Origin of the sequence: Mesorhizobium sp. M4B.F.Ca.ET.017.02.2.1 (assembly GCF_003998955.1) — a bacterium.
Lineage (GTDB): Bacteria > Pseudomonadota > Alphaproteobacteria > Rhizobiales > Rhizobiaceae > Mesorhizobium > Mesorhizobium abyssinicae.
In genome coordinates this window covers 1-10,763 of sequence record NZ_RZOF01000221.1, presented here as the reverse complement: position 1 = coordinate 10,763, position 10,763 = coordinate 1, and the positions used below count along the sequence as shown (strand labels likewise).

General features: G+C 64.0%; 9 protein-coding genes and 1 pseudogene. 7 read left to right on the top strand and 3 right to left on the bottom strand.

Annotated elements, in window-relative coordinates; all coding sequences use genetic code 11:
* The 4 genes from EN738_RS22855 to EN738_RS22840 all read left to right on the top strand — a co-directional run.
* The coding region (locus EN738_RS22855) for a beta-ketoacyl-ACP synthase (protein ID WP_127285701.1) at positions 1-1,115 on the top strand (1,115 nt) is incomplete at its 5' end.
* A 20-nt stretch (positions 1,116-1,135) separates the two neighbouring features.
* Complete coding sequence (locus EN738_RS22850; protein ID WP_127285700.1) at positions 1,136-2,407, top strand: beta-ketoacyl-ACP synthase; 1,272 nt, start codon at positions 1,136-1,138, stop codon at positions 2,405-2,407.
* Positions 2,408-2,445: 38 nt separating this feature from the next.
* Entirely contained in the window at positions 2,446-3,471 is a 1,026-nt protein-coding gene (locus EN738_RS22845) for a zinc-binding dehydrogenase (protein WP_127285699.1), read from the top strand.
* Positions 3,472-3,487: 16 nt separating this feature from the next.
* Positions 3,488-4,489 (top strand): lipid A biosynthesis lauroyl acyltransferase, encoded by a 1,002-nt coding sequence (locus tag EN738_RS22840; protein ID WP_245494625.1) that lies wholly within the window; start codon positions 3,488-3,490, stop codon positions 4,487-4,489.
* Positions 4,490-4,716: 227 nt separating this feature from the next.
* Here the strand turns inward: EN738_RS22840 and EN738_RS22835 are convergent, their stop codons facing one another.
* From EN738_RS22835 to EN738_RS22825, 3 genes are all read right to left on the bottom strand, one after another.
* Positions 4,717-5,577, bottom strand: a complete 861-nt coding sequence (locus EN738_RS22835; RefSeq protein ID WP_127285698.1) for a hypothetical protein — start codon at positions 5,575-5,577, stop codon at positions 4,717-4,719.
* A gap of 342 nt (positions 5,578-5,919) precedes the next feature.
* Positions 5,920-6,765: a hypothetical protein gene (locus EN738_RS22830; protein ID WP_127285697.1), complete on the bottom strand. Its 846-nt coding sequence runs from the start codon at positions 6,763-6,765 to the stop codon at positions 5,920-5,922.
* A 158-nt stretch (positions 6,766-6,923) separates the two neighbouring features.
* A complete protein-coding gene (locus tag EN738_RS22825; protein WP_127285696.1) occupies positions 6,924-7,355 on the bottom strand; it encodes a L,D-transpeptidase in 432 nt (143 codons plus the stop codon).
* Positions 7,356-7,577: 222 nt separating this feature from the next.
* Between EN738_RS22825 and EN738_RS22820 the strand changes: the two genes are divergently transcribed.
* The 3 genes and pseudogenes from EN738_RS22820 to EN738_RS22810 all read left to right on the top strand — a co-directional run.
* The gene (locus tag EN738_RS22820) at positions 7,578-8,858 is read left to right on the top strand and encodes an acetylornithine deacetylase/succinyl-diaminopimelate desuccinylase family protein (RefSeq protein ID WP_127285695.1); all 1,281 of its coding nucleotides are present in this window, start codon (positions 7,578-7,580) and stop codon (positions 8,856-8,858) included.
* Positions 8,859-9,008: 150 nt separating this feature from the next.
* Positions 9,009-10,487 (top strand): ABC transporter substrate-binding protein, encoded by a 1,479-nt coding sequence (locus EN738_RS22815; protein WP_127285694.1) that lies wholly within the window; start codon positions 9,009-9,011, stop codon positions 10,485-10,487.
* Between the two features lie 73 nt (positions 10,488-10,560).
* Positions 10,561-10,763, top strand: a pseudogene (locus EN738_RS22810) (ABC transporter permease); the annotation flags it as partial.

Here is a 10,763-nt window from a genome sequence, read left to right as displayed (position 1 = left end):
GGCAGAAGCTCGCCCAGCCCGGCCTTGAGCCGGTGCTCGATGCCGCGCGCTTTGCGCCCTATACCATCCACCCGCTGCCGGAGATCGACTGGAACCTGCAGATCGCCAAGCGCGGCGACCAGCGGCAGATGGAGACCTGGCAGCGGCTCGGTACCTATGCCGCGGGTCTGGCGCTGGACGATGCCGGCATCAAGGGCAATGACGAGCTCTGCGCGACCATGGACATGGTGGTGGCAGCCGGCGGAGGCGAGCGCGACGAGGCGGTCGATGCCGCCATCCTCGCCGCATCCGAAAGCCGCAACGACCGCGACGTGCTGCTCAACGAGAAGCTGACCACTGAACTGCGCCCGACGCTGTTCCTCGCCCAGCTCTCCAATCTGCTCGCTGGCAACATCTCGATCGTCCACAAGGTCACCGGGTCGTCCCGCACCTTCATGGGCGAGGAAGGCGCTGGCGTCGCCGCCGTCGAGACGGCGGCCGCGCGCATCCGCTCGGGACAGTCGACGCATGTGCTGGTCGGCGGCGCCTTCCAGACCGAACATTCCGACATGCTGCTCGGCTACGAGTTGGCCGGCTACCTGCATCGTGGCGCCTGGAAGCCTGTCTGGCAAAGGCAGGGCGGCGAAGGCGGCGGCGTGGTGACCGGATCTGGCGGCGCTTTCCTGGTGCTGGAGCAGCGCGAGCACGCGACGAGCCGCCGGCGCAAGATCTACGCCGAGCTCGGCCCTATCGTGTCCGGCCGCGCCAAGCGGCGGAACGGCGGGCTCGATGCCGAGATCGCGACCTTGCTCGATCAGACGGCGCTGCCGAATGGCGAATTGCTGGCGATCTCCGGCGCCTCCGGCGCCCACACCGCCACAGCGGCCGAAAGAGCCGCGTTCGCCGCCCACCCGGCGATCGCGGCGCGTGCCTTTTCGACGCTGACCGGCCATATGAAGGAGGCGCAGTTCCCCTTCGCCGTGGCGCTCGCGGCACTCGCCGTCGAGCGCAAGGCCGCCTATCCCGCTTTCGATGCCGCGACCGAGAAGCCGTTCGCCGGCATTCCCACGACCGTGCTTGCAACGGCGATCGGCTATCACCAATTCGAGGGCATGGGGCTGATCAAGGCGGCCTGAGTGACCACCAGGGACAAAACATGGCCAATCTGAACGACCACATGGGCAGGCCGATCGTCGCCGTCACCGGCATCGGCGTGGTGACGTCGCTGGGCGTCGGCAAGGCCGACAATTGGGCGGCGCTCACCTCCGGCAAGTCCGGCATCCACCCGATCACCCGCTTTCCGGTCGATCATCTGAACACCCGCATCTCCGGCATGGTCGACTTCCTGCCGTCAAGCTCCAAGGGCGCCAGCCCCCTCACCTACGAGCTGGCCGAGACCGCCGCGCGGGAGGCGGTGGCGGAAGCCGGCCTCGACAGCGGCGATTTCAGCGGACCGCTCTTCCTTGCCTCGCCACCGGTCGAGCTCGACTGGGCCGACCGTTTTTCGCTCTACAATTCGGACAAGCAGGATGCCGGCGCCGAGAGGCTGCTGCGCGTGGCGCGCGCGTTGAAGGAACTCGACATCTTCGAGACCACCCAGTTCGGTTCGATCGCCGACCGGCTGGCCGACCGTTTCGGCACGCGCGGCCTGCCGATCACGCTGTCGACTGCCTGCGCTTCCGGCGCCACCGCCATCCAGCTCGGCGTCGAGGCGATCCGCCGCGGCGAATGCGACAAGGCGCTGTCGATCGGCGCCGACGGCTCGGCGACCGCCGAGGCGCTGATCCGCTTCTCGCTGCTTTCGGCGCTCTCCACTCACAACGACATCCCGGAAAAGGCGTCGAAGCCTTTTTCCAAGGATCGCGACGGCTTTGTGCTGGCCGAGGGATCCGGCGCGCTGGTGCTGGAATCGCTGGAGGCGGCCCTTGCCCGTGGCGCCCCTATCCTCGGCATCATGCGCGGCTGCGGCGAAAAGGCCGACGATTTCCACCGCACCCGCTCCAAGCCCGATGGTTCGCCGGCGATCGCTGCGGTGCGTGCCGCCCTTGCCGATGCCGGCCTGAGCGAGGACGAGATCGACTACGTCAACGCGCATGGCACCTCGACGCCGGAAAACGACAAGATGGAGCATCTGTCGCTGTCGACCGTGTTCGGCGAGCGGATCGGCTCGATGCCGATCTCGTCCAACAAGTCGATGATCGGCCACACGCTGTCGGCAGCCGGCGCGGTCGAGGCCGCTTTCTCGCTGATGACCATGCGCGAAAGCGTCATTCCGCCGACCATCAACTACGACAATCCCGACCCGGCGATCGTGCTCGACGTGGTGCCCAACAAGAAGCGCAACGCCGAGGTCGGCACCGTTTTGTCGAACTCCTTCGGCTTCGGCGGCCAGAACACCTGCCTTGTCATGGCGAGGGAACCGGTCTAAGCGGACGTTTTCCCGCTTTTGACGAACTGACAGGCCCAATGCGCGCATTGCAACTTATCGAGGACCGCCGTCTTGAAACGGTGGACCTGCCGCCTCCCCCGCCGCCTTCGCTCGGCGAAGTGACGCTTCGCATCAAGGCGGTGGCGTTGAACCATATCGACGTCTGGGGCTGGCGCGGCATGGCCTTCGCCAAGCGCAAGCTGCCGCTTGTCGTCGGCGCCGAGGCGTCGGGCGAGGTCGACGCCGTCGGCCCCGGCGTCTCCAGCCTTCTGCCGGGACAGCTGGTGTCGATCTATGGCGCGCGCACCTGTGGCCTTTGCCGGGCCTGCCGCGAAGGCCGCGACAATCTCTGCGAGCACGTCTCCGGCGTTCATGGCTTCCACCTCGACGGCTTCGCGCAAGAGAAGATCAACCTGCCGGCCCGCCTGCTGGTCCCCGCCCCGCCCGGCGTCAGCGAGATCGGCGCGGCGGTCGCGCCCGTTACCTTCGGCACGGTCGAGCACATGCTGTTCGACAACGCAAAGCTCGAACCCGGCGAGACCATTCTCGTCCATGCCGGCGGTTCCGGCATCGGCACCGCCGCGATCCAGCTGGCGAAGAAGATGGGCTGCACCGTCATCACCACCGTCGGCTCCAACGACAAGATCGACAAGGCCAAGGCGCTCGGCGCCGACCATGTCATCAACTACCGCGAGGACCGTTTCGAAGGCGTCGTGCGCAAGCTGACCAAGAAGAAGGGCGTCGACGTCGTGTTCGAGCATGTCGGCGCCGACACCTTCGCCGGCTCGATGCTGTGCCTCAAGCGCGGCGGCCGCCTTGTCACTTGCGGCTCGACCTCCGGCGTGTCGACGCAGGTCAATCTTATGCAGCTCTTCCAGCAGCAGCTGAAGCTGCTCGGCTCCTTCGGCTGCCGCATGGAGAACATGGCCGATGCCATGCAGAAGATGGCGGCCGGCCTCGTCGCTCCCGTCATCGACACCGAAGTCGGCTTCGACGACATCGACGCGGCGCTGAAGCGCATGGAAGGCCGCGACGTGTTCGGCAAGATCATCCTGCGCGTCTAGGGCAGTGGTCGGCAAGGTGCTCAAGAAAGCCCGCCGGGACTTCATGTTCCGCTACGGCCGGCGGCTGCGCCAGATGGAGCACTGGCTGGTGGCGCGCCTGGCCATGGCGATGATCTCGCTGCTGCGGCTCCTGCCGCCGGACAAGGCGCTCAACTTCGCCGACCGCGTCGCCCGCCGCATTGGCCCGCTGGTCGGACGTCACCGCGTTGCGGTCAACAATCTGCGCCTTGCCTATCCCGAAAAGAGCGACGCCGAGATCGAGGCCATCGCGCTCGAAATGTGGGGCAACATGGCCCGGCTGGCGGCCGAGTACATCTTCCTCGACGCCCTCTTCGATTATGATCCGAAAGCGACAAAGCCCGGCCGCGTCGACGTCCGTGGCGTCGAGCATTTCGTCGAGATCGCCGGCGAGAAGAAGCCGCATATCCTGTTCACCGGCCATCTCGGCAATTTCGAATTGCTGCCGGTGGCCGCCGCCACCTTCGGCATGAACATCACCGCGCTGTTTCGCCCGCCCAACAATCCCTATCTCGCCGACTACATCCACTCGACGCGCCGCTCGACCATGGGGGGCTTGCTGCCCTCCTCGACCGGCGCGTCCTTCGCGCTTGCCGCCATCCTGGAGAACGGCGGCAATATCGGCGTGCTTGTCGACCAGAAATTCTCCAGCGGACTGGAGACGACCTTTTTCGGCCGTCCGTGCCAGAGCAATCCGGTGCTTGGCATGCTCGCCCGCCACTACGACTGCGACGTCTATCCCGCCCGCTGCGTCCGGCTGCCGGGCAACCGGTTCCGCCTGGACATCGAGGACAAGCTGACCTTGCCGCGCACCGAAAGCGGTAGCGTCGACGTCCACGCCACCACCCAGCTTCTTGCCGACGTCGTCGAGCGCTGGGTGCGCGAGGATCCCGGCCAGTGGATGTGGTTCCACAAGCGTTGGGAGATGAGCGGCCGCCGGCGCAAGCGGCGTGGGCAGGCCGAGGAGCGGCCGGCTGACCCGGTGCCCGGCCCGAATTGACCATTGACGCCGCACCAAGCGAAAGTCGCGAAGAGACCCTTCGCGGCTTCGTTGTTTGTTCATCGGTTGCGCTTGGGGGAAATTCTGACTGAAGGACCGGGCGCCGAAGCCTTTTCCATTCCGCTCGGTGCATCTGCCATCGCGTGCGCAGATTGGACGCGGCAAAGAAAAACCGCGAAGATTGCTCTTCGCGGTCTTCGCCATAAATCTCTTGTTTCCCGCCGATACTACAGTAACGAAGGCAGGATGAGGTTCGGCCGGCCGGTATCCATCGTGGCGCCGTTGCGATCCTCATCAAGCAATGTGTCCGAACCGAAGCTCGCCCGCACGCCAATCACATATTTGTGGATGTTCTCGGTTACGTCGAACGCAGATATGGACGCGCGTTCGAACTGATAGCGGCCGAACACCGAAAACGCCGTTCCGGAAAACCGGTACGCAGCCTGCAGCGCCCCGGTGAAGGTGTTGGTGTCGAAGGGGCCCACAGATGTCGTCGAATAGCCCAGTTCACCATCGAAGCGGAGATTGTCCTGGGCGAAATAGCGCACCACCCCGCGACCGCCCCAGGTGTCGATATGCTCGGACGAGCCGCTGGCCCGCAACTGGCCATAGTAAACCTGGCCGTACACGGTCACATTACCCATGTAGACTTGGCCTTCCGGTCCAACCGAGAAACTGTAGAGATCGTCGTCGAACCCGTCGCCGCCATAGCCGGTGACGGAGGCGAACGCGCCAAGCGCAAAGGCGCTGGGATCGCGCCAGTAGCCGTGAACCGCGCCGCCATAGCCGTAAATGTTGGTGCCCTCGGCCCACAGCGAATCGACGAACGCGTCTGTCTGGACGTTCCAGCGGGAATCGATCGGGAAATTGACCCGGCCCGTGCCGCCTGCGGTCGTGCCATCCGCGTGCTCGCCAGCGGCCGTCACATACAGCCCGCCGAGATAGGCCTCGACGTAGCCCGAAACATGCGGCTGGGCGAGTTCCTGATCCATAACGATCGGAGCGACGGCATCGGCGGCAAAAGCCGACGTGGCCGTTGCGGCAAGTGCCGCACCAAGGAGAAGTCGATACATCGTGAAGTCCCTCAAATGTCTGACTTATCCGGCATTTACCATCGCTGCCCGTTCACGCAAGCGTGAACAGCCTCAAACCCGGGCGTACAAGCCGGGTTCTGAAGCCCTGCGACATTACTGCAACGCTTTGGCCTTGATCTGCCCAAATACTGTGCAGCGTTCATGAGCACTTGCAGTATTCATAAGCACTGGCAGGAGCCGGATTGTCTTTTCTCCAACACTCCATCTGATCCGTGACGGCGATGCGCGTTGGCAGATGAGCGGCCGTCGGCGCAAGCGGCGGCTCCGATTGCCCCGCTCCGATGCGCAACAAAAAAGCCGCGAGGAGTACTCCTCGCGGCTCTGGATTAAGCTCCCTCAGAGCGGAGCAGGGATGGTGAAGTTCGGCCGGAATGTATCCATGGTGGCGCCGTTGCGATCTTCGGAGAGCAACGTGTCCGAACCGAAGCTTGCCCGCAGGCCGATCAGATATTTGTGGATGTTCACGCTGCCCGAAGCCTCCGAGAAGCTCAGGTGATCCAGCTGATAGCGGCCAAACACTGACCAAGGGGTGCCCGAGAACCGATAGTTGGCCTGCAATGCCGCCGAGACGGTATCGAAATGCCCGCCAAAACCGGACAGCCGCGAGAAGCCGAGTTCGCCGTCGAAGCGCAGATCGTCCTGCGCGAAATACCGCACGACGCCGCGGCCGCCCCAATTGTCGAGGTGTTCGGATTCGCCGCTGACCCGCAGCTGTCCGTAGTAGACCTGCCCGTAAACCGTCACGTTGCCGAAATAAGCCTGTGCCTCGGGACCGACGGTGAAAGTGTAGATGCCTGCGTCACCGAGGCCCTCGTCGCCGCCATATCCGTTGATCGTGGCAAAGGCGCCCAGGGCATACGAGCTCGGATCGCGCCAGTAACCATGGATGGCGCCGCCGTAGCTGTAGATGTTCGTACCTTCGACCCACAGCGAATCGATCACCGCGTCGGTCTGGATGTTCCAACGGGCGTCGATCGGAAAATTGACCCGGGCGGCGCCGCCGGCGGTCGTGCCGTCTGCATCGTCCCCGGGGGTCGCGAAGTAGAGACCGCCGAGATATACCTCGCCGTAGCCTGAAACATGCGGCTGGGCGAGTTCCTGGTCCAGGACGACGGGCGCGTCGGCAGCGAAGGCGGAAGTAGCGGTTACGGCAATCGCCGCGCTCAAAACAAGTCGATACATTGTAGTCCCCAAGCATCAAAAAGTAACGTCGCGATACCTACCACCGCCGAAGATTCACGCAATCGACGTCGGCACCGGAAACCATGCGTCGACGCGAGTTCCGGTTGCAGTGCGGCATTGCTGCAACGCTTTTGGCACCGAAAGCCAATCGCGCGAGGTCAGTCGGTGACCACGATGCGCGTGTTGCCGTAGCCCGCTTCGCGCACCATCGAATAGAAGGTCGCGGCGTTGGCGGTGTGCAGGCGCACGCAGCCATGCGAGGCCGGACGCCCGAGATATTTCACCGCACCGGTGCCGTGGATGGCGTAGCCGCCACGGAAGAACACTGAGTATGGCATCGGCGACATCTCGTATTTGCGCGAATACCACATCCGGGCCGTCCACTGCGGGCGGTAGCTGCCGCGCGGCGTGAAGTAACCTTTGCGGGCGGTGGACACGCTCCAGCGGTACAGCACCTGGCCGTATTTGCTGACGGTCATCGTTTGTGAGGATACGTCGATATTGGCCACCAGTGCGGCAGCCTTGCCTGCGACCGAGGTGCCGAACAGCGCGGTCGCCAGTATCGTTGCCATGAGAACAGTCTTTTTCATGCGATCAAACCCCTTTGATTGCCCCTTGCATGCCTGCCATCACGCGATTTTTCAGCATTTTAACGGCAGGTGAATGAAGTAACACACACTCGTTGATGAATTCGCCAATCCAAAGCAGCGAATTTGAACGATTTTCCCGCCATAGTTGCCGCCGCGACACGTAGTTTCAAAGACTTCGCCGTCGCGCTTGCCAGTCGCCCGCTTCACTGCTCAACTTCAGGAATGACCGAACGACTCCTTAAGGCCGTCGACGCGCGGATCGACGACCTCGTTGCGCTGACCGCGGACCTGATCCGCTTCCCGACCGTCAATCCGCCAGGCGAGGCCTATCGCCCCTGCGCCGAATATGTCGGCGAGCGCCTGAGGAAGCGCGGCTTCGAAACCGAGTTCATCCGCGCCGAAGGCACCCCCGGCGACACCGACCGCTACCCGCGCGTCAACGTCGTTGCCCGCTTCGACGGCAGATCGGCCGGCGCCTGCGTGCATTTCAACTCGCATATCGACGTCGTCGAGGCCGGCGAAGGCTGGACCGTCGATCCGTTCGCCGGGCTGGTGAAGGACGGCAGGGTCTACGGCCGTGGCGCCTGCGACATGAAGGGCGGGCTGGCGGCCTCGATCATCGCCGCCGAGGCATTCATGGAGGTGTTCCCGGACTTCCCGGGCGCCATCGAGATCTCGGGTACGGTCGACGAGGAGTCCGGCGGCTTCGGCGGGGTCGCCCATCTTGCCAGGCTCGGCTATTTCTCGAAGCCGAAAGTCGACCACGTCATCATTCCGGAACCGCTGAACAAGGATCGCATCTGCCTTGGCCATCGCGGCGTCTGGTGGGCGGAGATCGAGACCAAGGGCGAGATCGCGCATGGCTCGATGCCGTTCCTCGGCGACAATGCGGTGCGCCACATGGGCGCCGTGCTGCAGGCCTTCGAGGATGAATTGTTCCCGGCGCTTGACCGCAAGGTGACGCGCATGCCGGTGGTGCCTGAAGGCGCCAAGCGCTCGACCATGAACATCAATTCCATCCATGGCGGCCAGACCGAGGATTTTCGTCCCGGCCTGCCCTCCCCCAACGTGCCCGATTCCTGCCGGCTGACCATCGACCGGCGCTTCCTGCTCGAGGAGGACCTCGCCACGGTGAAGAGCGAGGTGACGGATATCCTGGAGCGGTTGAAGCGCGAGCGGAAGAAGTTCGACTACGAGATCCGCGATCTGATGGAAGTGCTGCCGCTGATGACCGAGCGCGACGCTCCGGTGGTGAAAGCTGTGGCGCAAGGCATCATGGCGATATTCGACCGCGAGCCCGACTATGTGATTTCGCCCGGTACCTACGACCAGAAGCACGTCGCCCGTATCGGCCACATCTATGACTGCATCGCCTATGGGCCGGGCATTCTCGACCTCGCCCACCGGCCCGACGAATGGGTCGGCATCGCCGACATGGTGGAATCGGCCAAGGTGATGGCAATCGGCCTCAACGTGCTGTTGCGGGGCACCGTCGCCGACTGATCCCTACGAAAACAGGCAAGTGAAGGTCGGCCAGTCCGCCTGCTTCGGGAAAAACATTCCGCCCGGCGCTGTCCGACAGCACGAAACGCAATTTACTCGACCTCGAAATCACGCTTCTATCCACCCGGTTGAGCAGATGGGAGTTGCCCGATGAAATTGTGGAAGACCGTTCTCGCCGCCGCCGCTCTGGCGCTCGCCACCGCGACCTCGGCTTTTGCCGCGCGCACCGATCTCGTCATCGGCATTCCGCTCGAACCCCCGCATCTCGACCCGACCGCGGGTGCTGCCGCGGCGATCGACGAAGTGCTCTACGCCAACGTGTTCGAAGGCCTGACCCGGATCGGCCCGAACGGCGAGGTGCTGCCCGATCTCGCCGAAAGCTGGAGCATTTCCGACGACGGCAAGGTCTATACGTTCAAGCTTCATACCGGCGTCAAATTCCATGACGGCGCCGACTTCAGCGCCGAGGACGTCAAGTTCTCGCTCGACCGCGCCCGCGCCGACAATTCGGTCAACGCGCAGAAGGGCCTGTTCGCGGCGATCGACAAGGTCGATGTCGTCGATCCGGCGACCGTCAAGGTGACGCTGAAGAACCCGCAGGGCTCCTTCCTCTACAATATGGGCTGGGGCGACGCGGTGATCGTGTCGCCGAAATCGGCCGACACCAACAAGGAGAAGCCGATCGGCACCGGCCCGTTCAAATTCCAGGACTGGGTCAAGGGCTCGTCGATCACGCTGGTGAAATCTGACGCACACCGGGGCGCGCCGGTCTCGCTCGACAAGGCCGAGTTCCGCATCGTCCCCGATGCCGCCGCCGCCGTTCCGGCCCTGCTTTCCGGCGACATCCAGGCCTTCCCTTTCTTCGATCCCGACAGCGTCGCCCAGGTCAAGGACGATCCGCGCTTCCATGTCGTGATCGGCTCGACCGAGGGCGAGACCATCCTGTCGATCAACAACAAGAAGCCGCCCTTCGACAAGGTCGAGGTCAGACAGGCGATCTCCTACGCGCTCGATCGCAAGGCGATCATCGATGGCGCCTCGGCGGGGCTCGGCCAGCCGATCGGCTCGCACATGTCGCCCGCCAACAAGGACTATGTCGACCTCACCGGCCGTTATCCGCATGATGTCGCCAAGGCCAAGGAACTGCTCAAGCAAGCCGGGCTCGAGAACGGCTTCAAGGCGACGCTGAAGCTGCCGCCGCCTTCCTATGCGCGGCTCGGCGGCGAGATCATCGCCTCGGAGTTGCGCGACGTCGGCATCGATCTCGAGATCGTGCCGGTGGAATGGGCGCAGTGGCTGGACCAGGTGTTCACCAAGAAGGACTACGACCTCACCATCGTCTCCCACACCGAGCCCAACGACATCGATATCTATTCGCGCAAGGACTATTACTTCAACTACGACAACCCGGCTTTCGACAAGGTCATCGCCGATCTGAACCTCACCTCCGACGAGGCCAAGCGCAAGGAACTGCTCGGTGAGGCGCAGAAGATCCTCGCCGACGACGCCGTGGTCGGCTTCCTCTACGAACTGCCGAAGGTCGGCGTTTGGGACGCCAAGCTGCAAGGCCTGTGGGAGAACGCGCCGATTCAGGCCAATGATCTGACCAAGGTGAAGTGGTCGGATTGACCTCGACAGAAATGCAACGCCCCGGTGGCGAAAGCCGCTTCCGGGGCCTTTGCTTTTCCGGCAGGTTGTGCCGATGAGTGCCTACCTCCTGAAGCGTCTGATCATCGCCGCCGCCACGCTTGTGCTGGCCTCCATGGTGGTGTTCGCGGTGCTCGAGATCATCCCCGGCGACCCCGCGCGCCTAATGCTGGGCATGAACGCGAGCGCCGAGCAGGTCGAGGTGCTGCGCAACCAGATGGGGCTCAACGCGCCGCTGGCCTTGCGTTACCTGCATTG

Coding starts and splice junctions, on each gene's coding strand:
- EN738_RS22820 (WP_127285695.1), top strand. CDS start 7,578: ATGACCGAACGACTCCTTAAGGCCGTCGACGCGCGGATCGACGACCTC.
- EN738_RS22825 (WP_127285696.1), bottom strand. CDS start 7,355: ATGAAAAAGACTGTTCTCATGGCAACGATACTGGCGACCGCGCTGTTC.
- EN738_RS22815 (WP_127285694.1), top strand. CDS start 9,009: ATGAAATTGTGGAAGACCGTTCTCGCCGCCGCCGCTCTGGCGCTCGCC.
- EN738_RS22830 (WP_127285697.1), bottom strand. CDS start 6,765: ATGTATCGACTTGTTTTGAGCGCGGCGATTGCCGTAACCGCTACTTCC.
- EN738_RS22845 (WP_127285699.1), top strand. CDS start 2,446: ATGCGCGCATTGCAACTTATCGAGGACCGCCGTCTTGAAACGGTGGAC.
- EN738_RS22850 (WP_127285700.1), top strand. CDS start 1,136: ATGGCCAATCTGAACGACCACATGGGCAGGCCGATCGTCGCCGTCACC.